Below are 22630 nucleotides of genomic sequence, written 5' to 3'. Positions count from 1 at the left end.
AAATGAATGATAAATAAATAGACAAGAAGATGAAAACTGTGAAATTATTTTCTCTCCTGTTGTTGTGGGGAGCAATCGCGAGCGTTACCTCCTGCAAACCAACAACCGACTCGTCCAGTGAACTGCCTGCTGCAGTCGAAGACAACTTCAACTTTATCGTGGCCAATGATTTGGGCCGCAACGGCTATTACGACCAGAAGATTATTGCCGAGCAGATGGGCGAGACGGCCGGCAAGATAGGCATCGAGTTTGTCGCTGCTGCCGGCGATGTGCACCACTTCGAGGGGGTGGCCAGTGTGAACGACCCCTTGTGGATGACCAACTACGAGCTGATTTATTCGCATCCCGAGCTGATGCTCGACTGGTATCCCGTTCTGGGGAACCATGAGTATCGGGGCAATACTCAAGCCGTACTCGATTATTCGGGGGTGAGCCGCCGCTGGTGCATGCCTGCCCGCTATTACGACAAGACCTTCGAGGTGGGCGACAGTTCGTCGCTCAAGGTTGTGTTCATCGACACGGCACCGCTCATCGACAAGTATCATAAAGAGTCGGAGGAGTCATACCGCGATGTGGCCGCTCAAGACATGCAAGCCCAACTCCACTGGATTGACTCGGTACTGAACAACTCGCACGAGACCTGGAAGGTGGTGATTGGTCATCATCCCGTCTATGCCCAGACTTCTAAAGACGAAATCGAACGCGAAAACCTGCAGGAGCGGCTCGACCCGCTGTTGCGCAAATACAACGTCGATATGTATATCGCCGGTCACATTCACAACTTCCAGCATATCGAGATGCCCGGCAGCCCTGTTGACTATGTGGTCAACTCGTCGGCCTCGCTCAGCCGCAAGGTGAGCCCCATCGAGGGCACGCAGTATTGCAGCCCCGAAACGGGTTTCTCGGTCGTGTCGGCTTCGGATAAGGATTTGACCCTCTACATGCTCGACAAGAACGGACATGTGTTGCACACTGTTACACGCACCAGATAATTCTTATTTTCTTTCTTTCGAGGGGCTTTACCTGAGGGTATGAATCGGGTAGAGCCCCTGCTTTTTCCCGAGTGTAGGAGTCGTGGAATTATCGGTGACCGTCGTGGTTAGAGCGACGGGGTATTGTCGGGTATCTCGGTTTCGGGCCGGCGGAAAATCGAAAAGTTCACGCTGCCGTAGCTGCGGTGCTGGTCGAAGAGTGGGTGCGACGAGAAGTCGTTGTTCTTTGAGTGCTCAAGCACAAAGAGGCCGCCCGGTTTCACAATCTCGCGCGACAGCACCTCATGTGGGAGAGTCTCCAGCCTGGGCAGGTCGTAGGGAGGGTCGGCAAATACCAGGTCGAACTGTTGGCGGCAGCTTTGCAAAAACTTGAACACATCGCCCTTGATGGGGGTGAGGTTGTGATCGCCCAGTTGCTGCTGCACCTTGCGGATAAAGTTGTATTGCGTAGGGTAAATCTCGACACACACCACCCGGGCACACTCGCGGGAGAGCAGTTCGAAGCTGATGGCCCCCGTCCCGGCAAAGAGGTCGAGCGCCTCAATGCCCTCGAAGTCGATGAGGTTTTCCAGCACGTTGAAGATATTCTCCCGGGCAAAGTCGGTTGTAGGCCGGGCCTTGATATTGGTGGGGACATCGAACCGCCGACGCCCATATTTACCGCTGATGATGCGCATACTGTTTACTCTCTTTAGGGTTTCCTGGAGCAAAGATAGTGAAAGGTGAGCGCAGAGGAAAAGGGGGAACGAAGTTCCCAACTTTTACTATGCCGAACCGCATCCTATTTTCGCAGTATGCAAAGATAGTGAAAGGTGGGTGCATAGACAAACGGGAAAACTTGTTTTTCAAGTTGGGTAAAACTACCTCTTTTTTGGGGGAAAGCAACGAAGATAGAGTCCAAAATTAAAATTTGTATGAATCTCCAACTCTTTTGCAATTTATTTTCTATATATTTGTAAGATATAGAATTATCACATCAAGTAGTTTTAATCAAAATAAGAAAGGGGAATGATTCTAAATACCTTGTTTATTGAGAGCCTGTCTAATTTTGCACATGGCCTTTCATCGGCCTTTTTTATCTATTTTGGCATCAACTTGGTATTCTTTCGGGGTTCCAATCGCCCGTTGCTTGTGTTGGGCTATCTGTTTTGCCTGTGGGCCGTGCAGGATATTAAAGACCTGTTGCTCTACCTCGATTCGGTGAGCGAGTCGGTCTATTGCTCTACCTTGCTGTTGTCGTTTGATATGTGGGCGGTACCGTTTTGTGCCCTCTTTCTGCTCGAGATTCTCTATCCCGGATTTTTCAGTCTCAAGCGGGTGGTGCAGTTCGAGGCGCCGCTATGTCTCTTTACGCTGGTCTATGCCCTCACGGGTCGGTCGATTTTCTATACGGCGAGCGTTGTTTACACCGCTATCTTCTGCCTGATTGTGGTGCTGTTTATCGTCTCGAAGGTGGGACGTTACAACCGATATATGCGTGAGAACTACTCCTATACCGAGCGGGTAAACGTACGGTGGCTCATCAACAGCATGATTATTCTGGCTGTCTGTCTGCTCCTTTGGCTCTATACCTGTACCAATGTCAGCCACATGGGCGACCTGGTCTATTATGTCACCTCGACCCTGTTGTGGGGGATAGTGCTCTATTACAGTTTGCGGCAGGAGTGGATAAACGATATGGACAGCGATGACGACCCCGAGCCTGTACCCGAAGCCGTGGTCGAGTCATTGGAGCCATCGCGCAATGGTTTGACTCTCATGAGTCAGAAGCTCGAGGCCTATATCCGAGAAAAGGAACTCTATCTCAATCCCAAACTCTCTTTGCCCGATTTGGCTGTCGGGATGGGTACCAACCGCAGTTACCTCTCCAACTGCCTCAACAACGAGTTGGGGGTGACGTTTTATGATTATATCAACTCCTTCAGGCTCGAGCGGGCCAAGTCGATTCTCGAAAATCCAGATTTCGAGGGCAGTATCGAAGAGATGGCTCTCATGAGTGGGTTCAATTCCGTTTCGACCTTTCGTCGCTCTTTTCACAAAAAGTATGGTTGCACCCCCTCGCAGTATCGCAAACGGGCGGTAGGTGAATAGGTTGCCTTTCGGGGTGTTTTATCGAGTGTAGGAGGTGATGAGGCGCAGCGGCAGCGGCAGACTCTCGTCGCCCGCAGGGGCATAGGAGGGGAATTTGGTGAGGGTGATGAAGGCCAGATGCCGGCGTATGAGCGGGATGATGTTTTGTCTCAACTCCCGGTGGTCGCCCGAGAGCGACAGCTCGTCGTCGGTCGTGTTGAATCCCAACTGTTTCCACGCGTTCAAAATATAGTATATCCCGTCGTTCACATGGTGCATGGCAAAGCTGTTGGCCAGCAGGAATCCCTGTTGGTTGAAGCCGAAGAGATCGATCGACGTCTCGCCCCAGTGTGCATAGAGTTTGGCATTGTAGCCCAGCCTGCTTTTGCGGTAGAAGTATTCGCACATCGGGGCCAACCGATGCAGCACCACGGGGCGGTCGAAGGTGCGTCGTATGAACGAGAGCCGCTCGGTATCGAGGTCGAAGAGCAGCTGTACCCCGGTGTGGGGTAGCTCGGCCGATACCACCGAACCGTTGCTGTCGGGGAAACAGAAGCCAAAGTAGAGCGGGTTGTCGTCGGGTGAGGCAAAGTCTTTGGGAATGAACGTATAGCGGGGAGAGTCGGCAATGAAAAATACCTTTTCAAAGTTTCGTGTCAAGATGGGTTGTGAAAAGACCGCCTCCTCGAGCGATGCCTGGGTGGGCTCGATAGGCAGCCACGCCGTGATGGTCGTGTCGCGTTTCTCGGTGTGTTGCAGCACGATATACAGGTGCGAACCGGTGGCATACATCGACAGGATGTACTTGTGACTCTCTTTCATCAATTGGTTCAATGCCGGTATCGGTTCCATCATCTTCGTTTCGTTTTTCTGACTATGGGCTACGCTTGAGCGTGAGGCTTTTCGCAATTTAAATTGTACAAATGTAAGAAAAGAAAACGGGAAACACTATTTTTGTGATACACTTTATTGTTTCTGATTCATGATTACCGACCTGCTTGTGCGGCAGATAGAGCGTTGTCTGCCCTACGATCCCAACCGTCAGCAGCGGGAGTTGTTGCAACTGCTGGCCTCCTTCGTACTCGACGAGCGCGACGACACGCTCTTCCTCTTGCGGGGATATGCCGGTACCGGAAAGACTTCGCTGGTGGGGGCGCTGGTCAAGGCCCTCACGCAGTTGCAGAGCAAGGTAGTGCTGCTGGCTCCTACGGGTCGGGCGGCCAAGGTCTTTGCCCGTTATGCTGGCCATCCCGCTTATACGATACATCGCCGCATCTATCGGCAGAAGAGCTATTCGCCCGATATGGAGGGTTTTCTCGTGGGTGAGAACCTGGCCAAGCATACGCTTTTCATTGTCGATGAGGCTTCGATGATTGCCAATGCTTCGGGCGACGGTGCCGTGTATGGTACCGGCCGGCTGCTCGACGACCTGGTGGAGTATGTCTATTCGGGCGAACATTGCCGGCTTATCCTGTTGGGCGATATGGCCCAGCTGCCGCCGGTGGGGCAGGAGCGCAGCCCGGCGCTCGACGCCACGGTGTTGAAGGGCTACGGTCTCGCCGTGTGGGAGTATGAGTTGCGCGAGGTGGCCCGGCAGGCGGCCGAGTCGGGAATCCTCAGCAATGCCACTCGGTTGAGGGAGGAGATGGAGCAGACGCCCTTGCCCATGCCCCGTCTCTCGGTGAAGGGATACCCCGATGTCGAGGCGCTCAGCGGCGAGTATCTGGTCGAACGCATATCCGACTCCTACGACCGCGTGGGTCTCGACGAGACTATCGTTATCACCCGTTCCAACAAGCGGGCCAATATCTTCAACCAGGGCATTCGCAACCAGATTCTCTACCGTGAGGAGGAACTCACCGCCGGCGACCTGCTGCTGGTGGCCAAGAACAACTACTTTTGGGGCAAGGAGTACAAGGAGGTCGATTTCATTGCCAATGGCGATGTGGCCCGGGTGGTGCGGGTGTCGCGCCGCACCGAGATGTACGGCTTCCATTTTGCCGATGTGCTGCTCTATTTCCCCGATCTCGAGGTAGAGATGGATGCCAAGATTCTGCTCGACACTCTCTCGAGCGACTCTCCTTCGCTCACCCACGACCAGCAAGAGGAGCTTTTGACACAGGTACTGGCCGACTACTACGACATCACGACGCGGCGCGAGAAGTTCAAGCGCCTCAAGGCCGACCCGTGGTTCAATGCCCTGCAGGTGAAATATGCCTATGGGGTCACCTGTCACAAGGCGCAGGGCGGCCAGTGGAAACACGTCTATATCGATATGGGGTATATTCAGCAGGGGGCGGCTCTCTCGCTCGACTTTTATCGTTGGTTATATACCGCTTTTACCCGAGCTACCGAGAAAGTATGGCTGGTGAATGTGAGCGACCAGTTTCTTGAGCCGGCGCTATAATATCGGGCTCAACAGCCGCATGATCGATTCGAGCCCCTTTTGCCACAGGGGGCGGTGCCGCCAATAGTGTTGGATGATGCGCCGGCAATGCTGCTGGTCCTCGATAAAGATGCGCTTCATCTCGCTGTTTACCTCGCGGTCATAGATAAAGGCATTTGCCTCGAAGTTGTGTTCGAAGCTGCGGAAGTCGAAGTTGGTCGAGCCTACCGACGAGAGTTCGTCGTCGATGATGATGGTCTTGGCGTGGAGCAGCCCCGGCTGGTAGAAATAGACCTTCACGCCGGCGCGCAGCATCTCGGAAATGTAGGAGAATGAAGCATATCGCAGTATCTGTGAGTCGGATCGTTCGGGTATCATCACTCGCACATCGACCTTGGCAAGGGCTGCCGTTTGCAGCGCTTTCGACAGGCTGTCGGTAGGCAGGAAGTAGGGAGTTTGTATATATACCACCTTTTTGGCGTTGGTAATGGCTTTGAGCAAGAGCATGGCGATATTCGACCACTCGCCTATGGGACCGCCCGGGGCAATCTGTATGCCACTGTTGCCTTGATCCTCGATTATCGGGAAGAAGTAGGGCGCCGAGAGTACCTCTTTGCACTCGAAACTCCAATCGACGGCAAAGAGTAGCTGCAATCCCTGCACGGCCGGACCCTCGATGCGCAGGTGCGTGTCGCGCCATGTGCCCCATTTGAGCCCCTCGATGTAACGGTCGGCGATGTTCATGCCGCCTATGTAGCCAATATTGCCGTCGATGATGGTTATCTTGCGGTGGTTGCGGTAGTTGATGCGGCTGGCCAGTTGTGGGAAGGTGATTTCGAGGAAGGGCCGTACGGCGATGCCGGCATCCTGCATCTCTTTGAAGAACCGCTTCTTGACCGACCAGCAACCTACGTCGTCATAGAGTACCCGTATCTGTACCCCGCGTTGGGCGCACTTCAGCAGCACGTTCTTTACACGGGTCCCCAGTTTGTCATCTTCGAAGATGTAGTACTGGATGTGAATGTATTCGCGGGCATTCTCGAGGTCTTGCAGGTATTGGTCAAACTTGGCCTGGCCCGTAGTGAAAATCTTCACCCGGTTGCCCGAGTAGTAGGGCATGCTGCAGAGGCTGTGGCACAACTTGATCTCTTGTTTGCTCTCTTCGCCCAGCGGCAACTCGTCGATATTGACAATCGAGTGGTAGTCGCGCTTGCGCAGCTTGCGTTTGATGCGTCGCGATACCATGCGTTTGGCCTTGAAGTTCTGCCCGAAAAAGATATAAAAAACCAGACCTGCTACGGGAAGGAAGGTAAGCACGATTACCCACGCCAAACTCTTTACCGGGTTGCGATTCTCGGTGATGACAATCACAATCGTTCCCAGTATGGTGATGGCATATATCGTATAGACCACGATATAAACCCAGTTGGAGAAGGGTATCAGTGCTAATGTAGGCATTACAAAAAGCTAAAGTAGAAAAATATTCCGGAAAAAACAAATCTGCCGGGGCGAATACCCCGTTTCTGTGGAAGTTTCGTGCCCTTTTGGATCGATACAGGTATGGCGAAAGCAAAAAGGCCCAAGAAGGTCCGTTTTTTACATACTCCTCTTTGTATCTCCTTTGGATATTGCACGGGAGTATGATGTGAAGGGGTTTCCCCCCCGCACCACGATGCGGGGGGATGGTCGGTGATGAGATACTTTTTAGTTGGAGATAGCAGTAGTTTGAGATAAAAAATAGTTGAAAACTTTGTTCCCCTTTTCCTTTGCGCTCACCTTTCCTTATCTTTGCATGCTGCAAAAATAGGATGCGGCTCGGCTCTGTCAAACTTGAAAACTTTGTTTTCCGTTTGCCCCGGCGCTCGCCTTTCACTATCTTTGCAATCTCATTTGAAGGACCGAAGTGAAGAAAAAGAAAGTGGGAAACGATTCCCCAAAACATAAAGGTGGGCATGTAGTTGCCCTGTTGGTGATAGCCGTTGTATTTTTATTTCTCCTGACGAAATTGCCCGTGGTGGAGTGGGGTGGATTCACGACCAAACCCATCGACCTTTTTTCCGATATCCGAGTAGATGAATCGGCGCTCGAGTTGCCGGGCGATGCCGTGTGGCACGATGCCGAAAGCGACTCGCTTTTCGCGATGGTCGATTCGTTGAGCACCGATTCGTTGGTGGCTCGGGCCGACTCGCTGGGGAGCGACAGTGCGGCGCCGATGGCACCGGTGGCGAGAGCTGTCGTACCGGCTACCCTCGATACGACGATGGCTGGTGCTCCACCCCGCAAGGATGGCGAGGTGGTACTGTTTGAGGACTTCTCGCCCAATGGCACCGGATTGTCTCATCTTTTGAACGCCTTGTCACAACGCTCGTCACAGGGCCGTCCGGCCCGCATAGCTTTTCTGGGCGATTCGTTTATCGAGGCCGATATCTTCACGCAGGATGTGCGTAGCCAGTTGCAGAAGCAGTATGGCGGTTGTGGCGTGGGGTATGTGTCGATGCACTCCGATTTCCCGGGATTCCGTCGGTCGGTCGTGCAGTCGGGCAACGGCTGGGAGGTTCACAGTGTGCTCAAGCCCCGGGCGGTCGATTGGAGCCTCATGACCTTGCATCAGCAATATTTTGTGCCGCTCGAGGGGGCCAGTGCCCAGTATCGGGGTACCACGCGCATCGAGCGTGCCGACAGCTGGAATGTCTCCCGCTTTGTTTTCATAGCCCGTAACGATTGTTCTATCTCGCTGAAGATAGGCGATGGCGAGTGGCAGTCTTTTGCCGTGACGGGTTCGCCCGAAATCCAGTCGATCGAGGTGCCCGGCAAGACCAGCCGTTTCCAGGTAAGGACAGGAGCCATTGCCGGTTTCACCGCCATAGGCGTATGGCTCGACGATACACAGGGTATAGCCATCGACAATATCTCGACCCGAGGCTATTCGGGCCTTTCGCTGGTATCGATTTCGAGCGAGCGCAGTGCACAGATGAATAAGGCCGTTCCCTACGATGCCATCGTGTTGCAATATGGATTGAATGTGATGTCGCCCGAGATTCTGCACTACGAGTCGTATGCCCGCAAGATGGTAGCCGTGATTAACCATTTGAAGAGTTGTTATCCGCAGGCCGATATTATCTTGATGGGGGTGGGCGACCGCAGTCGCAAGATGAACGGTTCGTTTGTCACCATGCCGGCGGTGCTGGCTCTCTCGCGGGCCCAGCGGTTGGCGGCCAAGAATGCGGGTATCGTCTTTTGGGATACCTTTGCCGCCATGGGCGGGCAGAATGGCATGATCGACTATGTGTCGAAGAAACAGGCCAACAAGGATTATACCCACATCAACCACAAGGGGGGCCGGCGGTTGGCGGGCGAGTTTGTCAAATCGCTGGAGTATAGCATAAACAAGCACGGCCGATGAGAATACGTCGTATCATAGGATCCCTTTTGCTGGCCGTTTGTGCGGTAGCTCCGCTGCGGGCGCAGTGGCTGGGCGACACGGTGTCGGTACCGGCCTTTTTGAACAAGGAGAAGAATATCATTGCCTTGAATGGCGCCGACTGGTCTCCGATCTTTGCCGCGATGGATTCGTTGCAAAGTGTCACCGACTCGATACCCCGCATTGTCTCTATCGTGCATATAGGCGACTCGCACGTGCAGGCCGGATACCTCACCGAGGCGGTGCGGCTGCCTCTGCAACGACGCTTTGGCGATGCGGGCCGCGGATTGGTGGTGCCGCTGAAACTGGCCAAGACCAACGAACCGCACGACTACTCGGTGGTGACCGACGGGGTGTGGAACTTTTCCCGCTGTGTGGGGAGCAAGTACAGTGCCTATACCCCGGGCATCGGGGGAATAGCCATTGTGCCTCGCAGCAACCATATCGACCTGACCTTCTCGACCCTGAGCAAGACCGACGATTGTGCCGGGTTCCGCAAGGTACGCCTCTTTCACGAGCCCACCGATTCGTTCCCGGCCATCATCTCCGAGCCCTATCGGGTCTCGGGTGAGACGCGCAGCCCCTTCCTCACCTGCTATTCGTGGGACGACCCGGTGTGCAGCATCCACTTTACCGGACAGATTGCTCCCGGCGAAGAGCGGTTGGCCATTTATGGGGCGAGTCTCGAGACGGGCGAGAGCGGAATCCTCTACCATACCATCGGCAACAACGGCGCTTTTTACAGCAGCTATGCTGCCATACCCCATTTTGCCGAGCAAGTGGCTGCCCTTTCGCCGCGGCTCATTGTGGTTTCGCTCGGCACGAACGAGTCGTTCTCGACTTCGTTGACCCGCGACGAACTCTATCGGCAGATCGACGCCGTGGTTGCTTCGTTGCAAAAGAACTGCCCGCAGGCTGCTATCCTGCTCACCACGCCGGCCGAGTGTGCCCGCCGGCGTGTCCGCCGGGTGAAACGTCGCCGTCGGGTTTACTATTCGCCCAATTCGCGGGTAACCCTCGTGCGCGAGACTATCGCAGCCTATGCCGCCGACCATCATCTGGCCTGCTGGGACTGGTACGAGGTGGCGGGAGGCAAGGGTTCGTCGGCCCAGTGGCAAAAGGCCGGACTCATGGCTCGCGACCGCACGCACTGCACCGAGACCGGCTATCGCATACAGGGCGAAATGTTGTATCGCACACTTATGAAAGCTTATCAAGATTATGTGGATAATGGAGTGGCTCAGTAATCGGGCGGCCGACGTGGCTGCCTTCGTGGAGAGTATCGACTGGTCTAAAGTGGCGTCGCTGTTTGTCTATGACGGGCAGAATCCCCTCATGTTCAATACCGGTCTGTTCCTCTTTCTCTTCATTGGGTTTATGTGGATATACCGCCTGCTGGCGCATCGCGAAGCCCTGCGCATCGGGTTTGTCATCCTCTTTTCGCTCTACTTCTACTACAAGTCGAGCGGGCTCTGTTTCCTGTTGCTGGTAGCGGTGGCCCTCTCGGACTATTCGTTGGGACGGCTTTTGGGCCGCCTCTCGCGAAAGGGGCTACGGCAGCTCTGTGTGCTGGCCAGTATGCTGGTGAACCTGGGGATGCTCTGCTACTTCAAATACACCAATCTGCTGCTGGGAACCTTTGCCGACCTGACACACCAGCCGTTCGAACCGCTCGACATCGTGCTGCCCATCGGTATCTCGTTCTTTACGTTCCGTTCGCTGAGCTACATCATCGACCTCTATCGCCGGCAGATGGCCCCGGTCACCAGTTTCCGCGACTATCTGTTTTACCTCTCGTTCTTCCCGCCGTTGGCTGCCGGCCCCGTGGTGCGGGCCAAGGACTTCGTGCCGCAGATACACCGGCCGCTCGACATCACTCCCGCTCTGTTGGGCGAAGGGCTCTTCCTGATTATGTGCGGGTTGATCAAGAAGGTGGTCATCTCCGACTACATCAGCGTCAATTTCGTCGATCGCATCTTCGACAACCCCATGCTCTATACCGGCTTCGAGAACCTGATGGGTGTCTATGGCTATACGCTGCAAATCTATTGCGACTTCTCCGGCTACTCCGATATGGCCATCGGTATTGCCCTGCTCATGGGCTACCGGTTCAAAATCAACTTCGACTCGCCCTACAAGTCGGGCTCCATCACCGAGTTCTGGCGGCGGTGGCACATCTCCCTGTCGAGCTGGCTGCGCGACTACCTCTACATTTCGCTGGGCGGCAACCGGCGGGGAACCGTGCGCACCTATCTCAACCTCTTCATCACCATGGTGCTGGGCGGTCTGTGGCACGGTGCCTCGTGGCTCTTTGTCATCTGGGGGGCCTGGCACGGACTCATGCTCATCGTGCACAAACTCTACCGCCGCATCTTCCCCGTGGCCAAGGATTATCGGGCCGGCATCTTCCGCCACCTCCTCAACGTACTGCTCACCTTCCATGTCGTAGCCGCCGGGTGGATTTTCTTCCGCGCCCCCTCGCTCGATATTGCCGGGCAGATATTGACCCAGATATTCACCAACTTCCGACCCGAAGCCATTCCCGCTTTCGTATCGGGATATGCCGTTATCTTCGTTGCCCTCGTGGCCGGATACCTGCTGCACTTCGCCCCGCACCGCTGGTCGCAGTGGCTGCAACGTGAACTCTCGTGGTCGCCGCTGGTGGTCAAGGCCGCTATCCTGGCCCTGGTGCTCTTCTTCGTGTTGCAGGTACGTTCGAGCGAACTGGTGCCCTTCATCTACTCCCAGTTCTAAATTGTGCAACTCCGTTATTAAGAATAGAGTTGAGATATTCTTTGACTTCTAACGGAGATATTTAGGTATCTCGGCAAGACATATGTATTTTTTTTCTTGTATAATTATAAAATTTACAAAAATTTTTACTATCTTTGAGAAAATCCATTTGATATTTATGGAAATTACAACATTCCATACAATAGGGAACTCTTTTACCGTAGCCGGATTGTATGGCGGTCCTGCCTTTTTGGGAAATACGCGGAATGGCTTGGTAGGCACCTCTGCTTCATTGGAAGAACAATTTGTAGAACAGATAAAATCAACTTCTTGTCAAATAGGAGTGGCAGAAGCTTTGTCAAAAGCGACATTCAGTAACCGTCGGTGTAAATTAACTCACCATCTGATTGGCTGTCCCGAGTTCTCCATGTGGACCGATATTCCATCGGTTTACAGCGATATATCGGTAATTCGAACCGACCACTCGATTACAGTATCCGGTGCAGGGATAGCAGGCAGCAAGGTCGCTATTACGTCGGGGGTCAATCAACAGCCCGAGGTAAAAGAGGATACAAGTACAAATATCACATTTGCCAATGCCTCACCCAACAGCGTCGTAACGGTATATAAAAACAATGCCATACCTTATGTGGCACCGTTGTATCTGCAAAACGACACGTTAGACACTTCGCAATATTTCCAGGTGAACGACATTCATATCGGTAAAGCGGTAGATACGAACCGCACCGAAGGAAATGTTGTTATAGAATCGGGCACTCTTACTTTCGAATCGAACGGCGATGTATGGATTGGCGACGGACTCATCATAAAGGAAGGAGCCGCATTGATTATCAAAAACACCGGTAAAGCCATTCTATCCGGCGGACTTGTCGAAGGGGGCGGTACCCTGCAAATTGAAGCCGGAGAAGAAATAGAGATACAGCCTGGCTTTGAAGCAAAAGCAGGAGCAAATGTCGAATTTAAATAAGACTTACAGATATGAAAACACAATCACTACTTTGGAGTTTCGCGCTGATATGTCTCGGCTGCATCGCCGGGCAAGCACAGGAGTATGAATATGTGCCTATTGTGCGGGAGGATGTTAGATGGACATTTAATGATGAATACACAGCGACCCTTTTACCGGATAACCGATATATTGATGGAAAACTCTATGCCTATGCTTATATGCCTGATTTTTGGAGTCTGGTAGGGGCCAGGATATATCTGCGCGAAGAGAATAAAGTCGTCTATCAACTTGATATCAGCGCAAGGCCCTTCGATACGGTTCCCCAGAAATCCGAAATTCCCATCTACGACTTCAATGTAGAGCAGGCCGGCGATACCATGTGGGCCTGGCACAACGACCCGCCTTATTTCGGCATGGAGGTCGAGTGGATCGACACGATACTCATCGACAATACATACAGGAGACGAATCAAACTGAAGGATGTTGACGGTGTCTGCATCGAGGGTATAGGCTATACCGGCAAACGGAATAATCTCTATTATCCCTTTTGCAATTCCGACACCGAAGCGGGAACAAAATATCTCGATCGGGTGGAGACCGTCGAAAATATAGAGGACCGGCTTATCTACCAACCCGAGTGGTCCAGACTGGGGACCTATGAGTATGTGCCTTTCGTGCGCGAAGGGATAAAATGGGGTTATGACGAATGCTATCGTTTCGAGGGCGATACGGTAGTGGGCGGAGAGTCGTACAAGAAATGCTATGTGAGCAAGAGCTGTCCCTTCGAAGAGGGTCAGACGCTCTATGGCCTGGCCCGCGAGGCAGATCGCGTGGTCTATTGCCTGCGCCCCGGCGATGAACAGGAGACGGTGCTCTATGATTTCAGCGTCGAGAAGCCCGGCGACCGGGTGCCTACCCGGCTCAATCCCAAAGGCGAGCCGGTGATACACATCGACACCATAGCCGTGAATAACAACCAACTGCGGCGACGCATCAAACTGCCGTCGGGCAGTTATATCGAAGGATTCGGAAGCCTCGAACCCTGCCGGGGATTCTTCTTTCCCTTCGAGGCTTCGTCGGAAGAAATCGACGACCCACACAACCGGCTCGGATACATAAAGAATATGGAGACCGGCGACTATGAATACAAAGGAATAGTCAACACACTACGCGACGAGTGCGAGTTTGGCCGGTCGTACGAGCCGTTTGTCCGAGAAGCGCAATATGGATATTATGAAGTTTATGAATCCGGTGAATTAAGTGGTAATTATATCCACTATTGCATAGCAGGCGATACAACCATCAACGGCAAAGCATACAAGAACATTTCTCTCACGGGTGAATGTCCCGACTGGGAGAGAATCCCTCCGGTCGGACAAATCAGGGAAGAGAATCGAAAAGTATATTTCCGGGATAAGGAAGATGTGATGGGCTATGATTTCAACCTGACCAAAGGCGACGGTATTATCCTGAGCAAGATGCACAATTCCTTATTTACGGAGATATCGGTATACGATGTAAAAACCGTCGAGTTTGCCGGGAAAGAGCGGAAGTGCATCTATTTCAAAAATGGTCAAGGCTATTATTTCGGCTATTGGATGGAGGGCATCGGCGATATGAATCAGGGAACCCTATGGACTTTCGATGATAATGGAGGCTGCCCTCATCCATATACACCGTGCTATTACAATACCCAACACCTCTATTACCTGCGGGAAAACGGAGAATATATCTATTTACAGGATAACCACAACGGGAGTCCCCTGGACGACGGCAACTGTATACTGGCCGTGGGCGAAACTCGCACAGCTACCCTGCGCATCGCCCGCACACCCGATGCTCTGGTCGTAACCTTGCCGGGCGACGGCTACCGCCTGGCCGAACTCATCGACACCACCGGCCGACTGGTATGGTGCGAATACCTCGACGGTGAACCGGGCGAGGTCTCTGTCCCCACTACCGCCCTCGCCCCGGGCGTCTATGTGGTAGCCCTCACCGACAATCGCGGCAAGCGCACGGTGCAGAAAGTAGGGTTGTAGCAAAACAATACGCATAAAACCAAACCAGAGAATAACCTAAAACAGTATCGAATATGAAAACACATTTACTACTATGTACGTTCACGGCAATTTGTCTCGGCTGCATCGCCAGTCAGGCACAGGAGTATGAATACGTCCCCTTCGTACGGGAAAATGTAGAGTGGTTCGACGGCGACAAATATCGGTTTATAGGCGACACGATTGTCGAAGGAAAAACCTATAAGAAGTGTTACCAAAGCGACTCTTGCCCGTTCGAAGACAATATGCGGCTCTATGGACTGGCTCGCGAAGAAGACCGGGTGGTCTATTGTCTGCGCCCCGGCGACGAAAAGGAGGAGATGGTGGAAGAGATAATCTACGATTTCCGGGCCGAGAAGGCGGGCGATCGGGTTTATCTGTCGTGGGAAAACACGTACGATGAGAATGAATGTATCATAGCTCAAATAGATACCATTCTGGTCAATGGCGGGAAACGCCGCCGAATAGAACTACAGGATTCATATCAAGGAATATATATCGAAGGTATAGGCAGCATCGGACCCAGACAGGGTCTATTCCATCTGCTGTTTACTATTCCCACAGAAATAGGTTATACCTATAAGACCCTCGAGTATGTCAAAAATATAGAGACCGGCGAGTATGAGTATGTCAACGACCGAAAAGATCCTTGCGAGATGGAGTATGAATATACTCCCTATGTAAAAGAGTGCTGTTTCGGTTACTACCATTACGACCCGGGTGATGTACGGGGTTATGACTTGGATCAGTTTTATCACTATTTCATTACAGGCGAGAAGGTGGTCGATGGAAAGACGTATAAGCAGCTTGTCGAGTCGCGTAACTGCAATTTCTCCTCGGGAACAGAGGTGGCACTTGTGCGGGAAGAGAACCAGAAGGTCTATCTGCTGGATGGGACGAGAGAGTGGTTGTTGTATGATTTCTCCCTGGAGAAAGGTGATATCTTTACCGTCGAGGCCGATTCGCCGTTGAACCCTACGGGGAAAGAGTTGAAAATCCCGGTTACCCATGACTATGTTACCTATTGGGTTGGGCAGGTGCGCAAGGTGATATTTCTGGAAGGGTATAGCCCTTGGATAGAGGGTTTAGGCACTACCGACCGTCTGCCTTTACACCCCTTTGACCCCGATTGAGGCACACAGTGTGGCGACAAACTTTATTACCAACGTATCGATGACGAGTTTGATTATTTGGACAATATCTACAACCGGTTCGACATTATTGAGCCTTGTATATCGTCGGTTGGTACGACAGAAGCCGATGCCCTGCGCATCGCCCGCACGCCCGATGCCCTGGTTGTGACCTTGCCGGGCGACGGCTATTGCCTGGCCGAACTCATCGACACCACCGGCCGACTGGTGTGGTGCGAATACCTCGACGGTGAACCGGGCGAGGTCTCTATCCCCACCACCGGCATCGCCTCGGGAGTCTATGTGGTGGCCCTCACCGACAACCGCGGCAAGCGCACGGTGCAGAAGGTAGGGTTGTAGCAAAACAATACGCACAAAACCAAACCAGAGAATAACCTAAAACAGTATCGAATATGAAAACACAATCACTACTTTGGAGTTTTGCGCTGATATGTCTCGGCTGCATCGCCAGTCGGGCGCAGGAGTATGAATATGTGCCTTTGGTACGGGAAGGTGTGGAATGGGGATATTACCAATATAATCCCGTTCACCCCGAAGACAATGGGATTATTCGCCTGCAATTCGAAGGAGATACGTTGCTCGATGGAAAAACGTATAAAAAGCTATATATGTACAAAGGGTGTGACCTTACTCCCGACAAAGGTACATTGATAGATTTTATGCGGGAAGAAAATAAGATTGTCTATTCTAAAAAAGATCGCAAACACAGCGATGATATATATATAGAAGATGCTGAAACAGAGGTTGTACTCTATGATTTTTCCCTCGATGTAGGAGATTCTATTTGGGTCCCGTCTTACTATGAGTATCAAAAAGTGACTCACATCGATACCGTGAAAGTAGGAAATACTTATCGAAAACAATTTTATATAGGGAATCCGACTTATCCGCTTTGGACAGAAGGGCTGGGTGTACTGGAAAATAATTTCTTGTTCTGTCCGTTTTGCCTGATATCAACTTGCCTCGACTGTGACCGCAGGAATCTAACCTTTGTAACAGAAAATGGGGAGGAAGTATATGGCACAGACGAGGAATGTAAGATGGGTAGTATTTCTGATAACAAAGCCGAACCCCTGCACATTGCCCGCACGCCCGATGCCCTGGTAGTGACCTTGCCGGGCAGCGGCTACCGCCTGGCCGAACTCATCGACACCACCGGCCGACTGGTGTGGTGCGAATACCTCGACGGTGAACCGGGCGAGGTGACTGTCCCCACCACAGCCCTCGCCTCGGGAGTCTATGTGGTGGCCCTCACCGACAACCGCGGCAAGCGCACGGTGCAGAAGTTGGGTTGGTAATTGTGGCGGGATAGCGCTCAAAGTAGGTCGTCGAAGGGGAGCCGCAGTTGGATTCCGTCGAGGGCGGCCTCGGGAGAGTTGCCTACCCCCACGCCGATAAGTCTGATTTTGTGACCTCCGAAGTCGCAGGCCGCGAGTAGCTCCTGCGCCACGCGGTAGAGTGTTGTGAGAGAGTCGATAGGGGAGGGTTGAGTTTTTGAGCGGGTAATCTGTTTGAAGTTATCGAATTTGAGTTTCAGCACCACCGTTTTCCCCTTGAATCGGTGGCGTTGGAGCCGGCCCCACACCTCGTCGCACACTTCGGCCAGGTCGGTAGCCAGCCGGGTGCGGTCGTCGGTATCCTCAAAGAAAGTGGTCTCGGCGCTGATCGATTTGCGTATGCGGTTGGGCACCACCTCGCGGTCGTCGATGCCGCGGGCGTAGCCGTAGTAGAGAAGGCCCACCTTGCCAAACTGGCGCATGAGCGAGGCGCGGTCCCACTGCCGCAGATCGGCCCCGGTGAGGATGCCCAGCGCGTGCATCTTCTGGGCCGTCACTTCGCCGATGCCGAAGAACCTCTCGACGGGCAGGGAGGCCACGAACGCCTCGATTTGAGCCGGAGCGATGGTAAAGAGCCCGTTGGGTTTGCGGTAGTCCGAGGCAATCTTGGCCAGCATCTTGTTGACCGACACTCCGGCCGATGCCGTGAGTTGCGTCTCGGCCAGAATGCGGCGTTTGATTTCTCGCGCCACCAGTGTAGCCGACCGCTCGTGCGACACGTCGAGAAAAGCCTCGTCGAGCGACAGGGGCTCGATCAGGTCGGTATAGTCGGCAAAGATCTGGCGTATCTGCATCGATACCGCCTTATATACCTCGTGCCGCGGCTCCACAAAGATGAGCCCGGGGCAAAGCCGCCGGGCCTGGGCCGACGAGAGCGCCGAGTGTACCCCATAGGGCCGCGCCTCGTAGCTGGCCGTGGCCACCACACCCCGCGGACCGCTGTGTCCCACGGCAATGGGTTTGCCCCGATAGGCTGGGTTGTCACGCTGCTCGACCGAGGCATAGAAGGCATCCATATCGATATGTATGATTTTTCGCTGTGCCATCGTCTCGACTCATTTCTCAGGTAAAGATAATGAATTTGAGGGAATTCTATACCGGAGAAGCTACGGGAAATATTGAGCTAAATAAACTTAAAAATTGTAATAAATTCGAGAAAATGAGAAATATTCCACCGGTTTTTGGCGCTTTTGTCGGGAAATATCTATATTTGTATAGAATTTGGTGAGATAATGGCCGGAAATTCGAGAGATATCATAGAATCGCTCATCGCTAAGTTTCATGCTATTAGCGATTTATATAAATCTGTCGAACACGAGAACGGCACTCTCAAAGACCGCTTGGCACAATGCGAGCAAGAGATGCTGGCATTGCAGAAAAGATGCGACGAGTTGGAACGAAAATACAAGAACTTGAAACTCTCTCGCTCTATCACCGCACAAGAGGGGTCGAGTGCCGCCGAAACGAAAGCCAGATTTGCCAGGTTGGTGCGGGAAATCGATAAGTGCATCTCACTCTTGAACGAATAGGATGCTATGAACGATGATAAATTAAGGATAACTCTGAGAATTGCCGACCTGAAAAACCCGTTAGCCTTGCGGGTCGATTACGGAGCGGATGAAAAATATTGGAGAGACGCCGCCGACTTGTTCAACAAGCGTTGGGCTTTTTACAAGAACAAGTACAAAGACGGAGTGATGGACTCGGAATCGGTAATGGCAATGGTCGCGGTAGAGATTGCGCGGCTGTATTGCGAGATGGTACAAGACCGCAAAGCCCTGTTGGCCGATTTGAAACGACTCGACGTCGAGGCGGAAAAAATATTGAACGAACATACCCTATCGAAATAGAATAGCGGTATCGAAAATAGAGATAGTTCCTGCACTGCGGCAGCCCCATTGATTGGGCGGCTGGTAGTGCTTTTTTTATAATTATAATTTAGAAACGATGAATTACATACTATTAATCTCTGCAATTGTAGGCGGTCTTGTGGTAGGCGGTCTCGTTGTATTTCTGGTGAATCGCTACCTGTTGGCGGCTCGCTCCAAGACTATTCTCGAGGAGGCCGAGAAAGAGGCCGAGGTCATCAAGAAAAACAAACTGCTCGAGGTGAAAGAGAAGTTTATCCACATGAAGGCCGAGATGGAAAAGCAGGCTAATTCTCGCAATGCCAAGATTCAGTCGGCCGAGTCGAAACTCAAGCAACGTGAGATGCAGCTCTCGCAACAACAACAGGAGTTGCAGCGCAAAAAGAGCGAGACCGAGGCCGTGCGTGCCAACCTCGACACCCAGCTCGAACTGGTAGAGAAGAAGAAACAAGAGCTCGAAAAACTGCATAAATCGGAAGTCGAGCGTCTCGAGCATCTCTCGGGCATATCGGCCGAAGAGGCCAAGGAGCGCCTCGTCGAATCGTTGAAAGAGGAGGCCAAAACACAGGCTGCTTCGTATATCAACGATATCATGGACGATGCCAAGATGACGGCCAACAAAGAGGCCAAGCGCATTGTGATACAAAGCATCCAACGGGTTGCCACCGAAACCGCCATCGAAAACTCGGTAACGGTATTCCACATCGAATCGGATGAAATCAAAGGCCGCATCATCGGTCGTGAAGGTCGTAACATTCGCGCCCTCGAAGCCGCTACCGGAGTAGAGATTATTGTCGATGACACCCCCGAGGCCATCGTGCTCTCGGCCTTCGATCCCGTGCGTCGCGAGATTGCCCGTCTGGCTCTGCACCAGCTGGTAACCGACGGCCGCATCCACCCTGCCCGCATCGAAGAGGTGGTCGCCAAAGTGCGCAAGCAGATCGAGGAGGAGATTATCGAAACCGGTAAACGCACCGCCATCGACCTGGGTATCCACGGCCTGCACCCCGAGCTTATCCGCTTGGTGGGCAAGATGAAATACCGTTCGTCCTACGGGCAGAACCTGTTGCAACACTCGCGCGAGACGGCCAACCTCTGTGCTGTCATGGCATCGGAGTTGGGCTTGAATCCCAAGAAGGCTCGTCGTGCCGGTCTGCTGCACGATATAGGCAAAGTGCCCGACGAGGAGCCTGAATTGCCGCACGCACTGCTGGGTATGAAACTGGCCGAGAAGTACAAAGAGAAACCCGATATTTGCAACGCCATCGGTGCTCACCACGACGAGACCGAAATGACCAGCCTGCTGGCCCCCATCGTACAAGTGTGCGATGCCATCTCGGGAGCCCGTCCCGGAGCCCGTCGTGAAATCGTCGAGGCCTACATCAAGCGTTTGAACGACCTCGAGCAACTGGCCCTCTCTTATCCCGGTGTGCTCAAGACCTATGCCATCCAGGCCGGTCGTGAGTTGCGTGTGATTGTAGGTGCCGACAAGATCGACGATGCCGAAACCGAAAATCTGTCAACCGAAATCGCAAAACGTATTCAGGACGAGATGACCTATCCCGGACAGGTGAAGATTACCGTCATTCGCGAGACGCGTGCCGTAAGTTTCGCCAAATAACAGGGAGACGCCATACCGCTCCACTTTTACTCAACCGACGACGAGGCCGTAGGGCGTTACCCGAATATACATTTCGTGTACGGTCTGGGGCCTTTGTCGCTGTTAACGACTACTGCAAATGGACAATACAAACGACAATCATACGACAAACCCGTCGGAAAAACCGCAACTCACATCGGCCAATTGCCGCCGCAAGGGGGCAAAGCTCGAGGTCTATGACTGGCTGGCCGACATACCCGAGTCGCACGACGATACCGACCTTGTCGAGGTGCGGTTCAAGAATACCCGCAAGGGGTACTACCGCAACACCACACACATCAGACTGGTGCCCGGAGACCTGGTAGCTGTCGAAGCTTCGCCGGGACACGACATCGGCGAGGTAACCCTCACCGGTCGCCTGGTCTTGTTGCAGATGAAGAAGAACAACGTCAAGATCGACAACCCCGAGTTGAAGCGCATCTATCGCAAGGCCAAGCCCAATGACCTCGAGAAGTTCGAAGAGGCCAAGGCCAAGGAACACGACACCATGATTCGGGCTCGCAAGATTGCCGAGGATCTGCACCTCGACATGAAGATAGGCGACGTCGAGTATCAGGGCGACGGCAACAAGGCCATCTTCTACTACATAGCCGACGAGCGGGTCGATTTCCGTCAACTCATCAAGGTGTTGGCCGAGGTCTTCAGGGTGCGTATCGAGATGAAGCAGATCGGTGCCCGGCAAGAGGCTGGCCGCATTGGCGGACTGGGTTCCTGTGGCCGGCAACTGTGCTGCTCGGGCTGGATGACCAATTTCGTATCGGTAGCCACCAGTGCTGCCCGCTACCAGGATATAGCCCTCAACCCGCAGAAGCTGGCCGGGCAGTGTGCCAAGTTGAAGTGTTGCCTCAATTATGAGGCCGACGCCTACGTCGAGGCTCAAAAGCGACTCCCCTCGCGCGAGATTCCGCTCGAGACGAAACTCAATACCTACTACCATTTCAAGACCGATATTTTCAAACGCGAGATGTCTTATTCGACCGACAAGTCGATGGCGGCCAACGTGGTGACGATAAGTGCCGAGCGGGTGTTCGAGGTGATTGCACTCAACAAGAAGGGGGTGAAACCCGATACGCTCGAGTCTGAAGCCGGTGCCCGTGCTCCCGAACGCCGAGAGTTTGAAGATGTGGTGGGACAGGACAGCCTCACCCGTTTCGACAAGGCCAAGAAGAGCAAGAAAAAAGGCAACGGCGGTAATGGTGGTGGTAACAATAACGGTCGCCGCCAACAGGCCAACGAGTCACGCAACAAGTCGGGCAATGCCAACAACAACGGTAACCGGGGGCAGAACAAAGCCGCTCGCAACGGCAAGAAGGGAGGCGGCGACAAGGAGGCCAATAATGGCCAGCAGCCCCGCAAGGAGGGAGGCGAAAACGCAACGCCCAAGTCGGCGCCTAAGCAGGCTCCCAAATCGGCTGCTCAAAAACCGGCGCCGAAACCCGCACCCAAGCCTACGGCTCCCGAGAAGAAAGAGTAATGCATGGTTATCATGAAAAAAGGTTGGTTTCGTATAGGATTGGCAGGATTGCTGCTGGGCGGGATGCTCTCGTGTGGGCAGAACGATGTCTATAACGAGTTCAACACGTTGCCCAAGAATGGATGGTTCAAGCGCGACGTGCAGCGGTTTACTCCCGAGTGGCCCGACTCGACGGGTCGCTACGACCTATTTCTCACCTTGCGTCACAACGGCGACTATGCCTACCGCAACTTGTGGCTGTTTGTCTCCTATACCGATGCCGATGGTTCCCAAAAGACCGACACGGTCAACTGCGAGTTGGCCGACGAGTTTGGCCGTTGGTCGGGAGGAGGCTGGGGTTCGTACTACCAGCAGGAGCTTTTGCTCGACGACAGTTTCCGTTTCGGGAGCGAGCAGGTAGTCACCATTCAACAGGCCATGCGCGACGATCGCATTTGCGGAATCTCCGATGTGGGAATACGCATTGCTCCTCATACCGAAAAGCAATAGAAGGCTCGATACCGGGTCGCAT

General features: G+C 53.2%; 19 protein-coding genes. 15 read left to right on the top strand and 4 right to left on the bottom strand.

Features of this window, described 5'->3' with window-relative positions:
* Window positions 1-29: 29 nt before the first annotated feature.
* Window positions 30-992 carry a metallophosphoesterase gene (locus B5G10_RS01965; protein ID WP_087423088.1) on the top strand — a complete coding sequence of 321 codons (963 nt, stop codon included), beginning with the start codon at window positions 30-32 and terminating at the stop codon, window positions 990-992.
* Between the two features lie 107 nt (window positions 993-1099).
* Here the strand turns inward: B5G10_RS01965 and B5G10_RS01960 are convergent, their stop codons facing one another.
* Window positions 1100-1669, bottom strand: coding sequence for an RsmD family RNA methyltransferase (locus tag B5G10_RS01960; RefSeq protein WP_087423087.1), 570 nt, complete (start codon window positions 1667-1669; stop codon window positions 1100-1102).
* A gap of 331 nt (window positions 1670-2000) precedes the next feature.
* Here B5G10_RS01960 and B5G10_RS01955 point away from each other — a divergent pair, with 331 nt between their 5' ends.
* The gene (locus B5G10_RS01955) at window positions 2001-3083 is read left to right on the top strand and encodes a helix-turn-helix transcriptional regulator (protein WP_087423086.1); all 1083 of its coding nucleotides are present in this window, start codon (window positions 2001-2003) and stop codon (window positions 3081-3083) included.
* An 18-nt stretch (window positions 3084-3101) separates the two neighbouring features.
* On the opposite strand, the gene B5G10_RS01950 is transcribed toward B5G10_RS01955, so the two are convergent.
* Entirely contained in the window at window positions 3102-3917 is an 816-nt protein-coding gene (locus B5G10_RS01950) for a DUF3822 family protein (protein ID WP_087423085.1), read from the bottom strand.
* Window positions 3918-4044: 127 nt separating this feature from the next.
* Between B5G10_RS01950 and B5G10_RS01945 the strand changes: the two genes are divergently transcribed.
* Window positions 4045-5469 (top strand): AAA family ATPase, encoded by a 1425-nt coding sequence (locus B5G10_RS01945; RefSeq protein WP_087423084.1) that lies wholly within the window; start codon window positions 4045-4047, stop codon window positions 5467-5469.
* Here the strand turns inward: B5G10_RS01945 and cls are convergent.
* Complete coding sequence (gene cls, locus B5G10_RS01940; protein ID WP_087423083.1) at window positions 5464-6906, bottom strand: cardiolipin synthase; 1443 nt, start codon at window positions 6904-6906, stop codon at window positions 5464-5466. The genes B5G10_RS01945 and cls overlap by 6 nt on opposite strands.
* A gap of 460 nt (window positions 6907-7366) precedes the next feature.
* On the opposite strand from cls, the gene B5G10_RS01935 reads away from it, so the two are divergent.
* The 8 genes from B5G10_RS01935 to B5G10_RS12525 all read left to right on the top strand — a co-directional run bounded on the left by B5G10_RS01935 (window position 7367) and on the right by B5G10_RS12525 (window position 17078).
* Complete coding sequence (locus B5G10_RS01935) at window positions 7367-8851, top strand: hypothetical protein (RefSeq protein WP_143241029.1); 1485 nt, start codon at window positions 7367-7369, stop codon at window positions 8849-8851.
* A complete protein-coding gene (locus B5G10_RS01930; RefSeq protein ID WP_087423081.1) occupies window positions 8848-10116 on the top strand; it encodes a GDSL-type esterase/lipase family protein in 1269 nt (422 codons plus the stop codon). Before B5G10_RS01935 ends, B5G10_RS01930 begins: the two co-directional genes overlap by 4 nt.
* Window positions 10091-11623 (top strand): MBOAT family protein, encoded by a 1533-nt coding sequence (locus tag B5G10_RS01925; protein WP_087423080.1) that lies wholly within the window; start codon window positions 10091-10093, stop codon window positions 11621-11623. Before B5G10_RS01930 ends, B5G10_RS01925 begins: the two co-directional genes overlap by 26 nt.
* A 157-nt stretch (window positions 11624-11780) precedes the next feature.
* Window positions 11781-12590, top strand: coding sequence for a hypothetical protein (locus B5G10_RS01920; protein ID WP_143241028.1), 810 nt, complete (start codon window positions 11781-11783; stop codon window positions 12588-12590).
* A 200-nt stretch (window positions 12591-12790) separates the two neighbouring features.
* The gene (locus tag B5G10_RS01915; RefSeq protein WP_087423078.1) at window positions 12791-14611 is read left to right on the top strand and encodes a hypothetical protein; all 1821 of its coding nucleotides are present in this window, start codon (window positions 12791-12793) and stop codon (window positions 14609-14611) included.
* Window positions 14612-14664: 53 nt separating this feature from the next.
* Window positions 14665-15762: a hypothetical protein gene (locus B5G10_RS01910; protein WP_087423077.1), complete on the top strand. Its 1098-nt coding sequence runs from the start codon at window positions 14665-14667 to the stop codon at window positions 15760-15762.
* 57 nt (window positions 15763-15819) lie between these two features.
* Window positions 15820-16119, top strand: a complete 300-nt coding sequence (locus B5G10_RS01905; protein ID WP_087423076.1) for a hypothetical protein — start codon at window positions 15820-15822, stop codon at window positions 16117-16119.
* Between the two features lie 701 nt (window positions 16120-16820).
* Window positions 16821-17078, top strand: coding sequence for a T9SS type A sorting domain-containing protein (locus B5G10_RS12525; protein ID WP_143241027.1), 258 nt, complete (start codon window positions 16821-16823; stop codon window positions 17076-17078).
* Between the two features lie 17 nt (window positions 17079-17095).
* Here B5G10_RS12525 and dinB read toward each other — a convergent pair whose 3' ends face one another.
* Window positions 17096-18163: a DNA polymerase IV gene (dinB, locus tag B5G10_RS01895; protein WP_087423074.1), complete on the bottom strand. Its 1068-nt coding sequence runs from the start codon at window positions 18161-18163 to the stop codon at window positions 17096-17098.
* 489 nt (window positions 18164-18652) lie between these two features.
* Here dinB and B5G10_RS01885 point away from each other — a divergent pair, with 489 nt between their 5' ends.
* The 4 genes from B5G10_RS01885 (at window position 18653) to B5G10_RS01870 (ending at window position 22608) form a co-directional block, all read left to right on the top strand.
* Complete coding sequence (locus tag B5G10_RS01885) at window positions 18653-18967, top strand: cell division protein ZapA (protein ID WP_087423072.1); 315 nt, start codon at window positions 18653-18655, stop codon at window positions 18965-18967.
* Window positions 18968-19064: 97 nt separating this feature from the next.
* Entirely contained in the window at window positions 19065-20606 is a 1542-nt protein-coding gene (rny, locus tag B5G10_RS01880; RefSeq protein ID WP_087423071.1) for a ribonuclease Y, read from the top strand.
* A 118-nt stretch (window positions 20607-20724) separates the two neighbouring features.
* Window positions 20725-22119 carry a regulatory iron-sulfur-containing complex subunit RicT gene (gene ricT, locus B5G10_RS01875; RefSeq protein ID WP_241147700.1) on the top strand — a complete coding sequence of 465 codons (1395 nt, stop codon included), beginning with the start codon at window positions 20725-20727 and terminating at the stop codon, window positions 22117-22119.
* A gap of 12 nt (window positions 22120-22131) precedes the next feature.
* Entirely contained in the window at window positions 22132-22608 is a 477-nt protein-coding gene (locus B5G10_RS01870; RefSeq protein WP_087423162.1) for a gliding motility lipoprotein GldH, read from the top strand.
* The last annotated feature ends 22 nt before the right edge of the window (window positions 22609-22630 follow it).

The organism is Barnesiella sp. An55, from assembly GCF_002161555.1.
In the GTDB taxonomy this organism is placed as follows: Bacteria; Bacteroidota; Bacteroidia; order Bacteroidales; family Barnesiellaceae; genus Barnesiella; species Barnesiella merdipullorum.
The sequence above is the reverse complement of the archived record's forward strand: the minus strand, read 5'-3'. Positions and strand labels throughout refer to the sequence as shown.

What these genes read in the sequence shown, in the direction of transcription:
- B5G10_RS01930 (WP_087423081.1), top strand. Translation starts at nt 8,848, where the DNA reads ATGAGAATACGTCGTATCATAGGATCCCTTTTGCTGGCCGTTTGTGCG.
- B5G10_RS01925 (WP_087423080.1), top strand. Translation starts at nt 10,091, where the DNA reads ATGTGGATAATGGAGTGGCTCAGTAATCGGGCGGCCGACGTGGCTGCC.
- B5G10_RS01945 (WP_087423084.1), top strand. Translation starts at nt 4,045, where the DNA reads ATGATTACCGACCTGCTTGTGCGGCAGATAGAGCGTTGTCTGCCCTAC.
- ricT (WP_241147700.1), top strand. Translation starts at nt 20,725, where the DNA reads ATGGACAATACAAACGACAATCATACGACAAACCCGTCGGAAAAACCG.
- B5G10_RS01965 (WP_087423088.1), top strand. Translation starts at nt 30, where the DNA reads ATGAAAACTGTGAAATTATTTTCTCTCCTGTTGTTGTGGGGAGCAATC.
- B5G10_RS01885 (WP_087423072.1), top strand. Translation starts at nt 18,653, where the DNA reads ATGAACGATGATAAATTAAGGATAACTCTGAGAATTGCCGACCTGAAA.
- B5G10_RS01920 (WP_143241028.1), top strand. Translation starts at nt 11,781, where the DNA reads ATGGAAATTACAACATTCCATACAATAGGGAACTCTTTTACCGTAGCC.
- rny (WP_087423071.1), top strand. Translation starts at nt 19,065, where the DNA reads ATGAATTACATACTATTAATCTCTGCAATTGTAGGCGGTCTTGTGGTA.
- B5G10_RS01955 (WP_087423086.1), top strand. Translation starts at nt 2,001, where the DNA reads ATGATTCTAAATACCTTGTTTATTGAGAGCCTGTCTAATTTTGCACAT.
- B5G10_RS01915 (WP_087423078.1), top strand. Translation starts at nt 12,791, where the DNA reads ATGCCTGATTTTTGGAGTCTGGTAGGGGCCAGGATATATCTGCGCGAA.
- B5G10_RS01910 (WP_087423077.1), top strand. Translation starts at nt 14,665, where the DNA reads ATGAAAACACATTTACTACTATGTACGTTCACGGCAATTTGTCTCGGC.
- B5G10_RS01870 (WP_087423162.1), top strand. Translation starts at nt 22,132, where the DNA reads ATGAAAAAAGGTTGGTTTCGTATAGGATTGGCAGGATTGCTGCTGGGC.
- cls (WP_087423083.1), bottom strand. Translation starts at nt 6,906, where the DNA reads ATGCCTACATTAGCACTGATACCCTTCTCCAACTGGGTTTATATCGTG.
- B5G10_RS12525 (WP_143241027.1), top strand. Translation starts at nt 16,821, where the DNA reads ATGGGTAGTATTTCTGATAACAAAGCCGAACCCCTGCACATTGCCCGC.
- B5G10_RS01950 (WP_087423085.1), bottom strand. Translation starts at nt 3,917, where the DNA reads ATGATGGAACCGATACCGGCATTGAACCAATTGATGAAAGAGAGTCAC.
- dinB (WP_087423074.1), bottom strand. Translation starts at nt 18,163, where the DNA reads ATGGCACAGCGAAAAATCATACATATCGATATGGATGCCTTCTATGCC.
- B5G10_RS01960 (WP_087423087.1), bottom strand. Translation starts at nt 1,669, where the DNA reads ATGCGCATCATCAGCGGTAAATATGGGCGTCGGCGGTTCGATGTCCCC.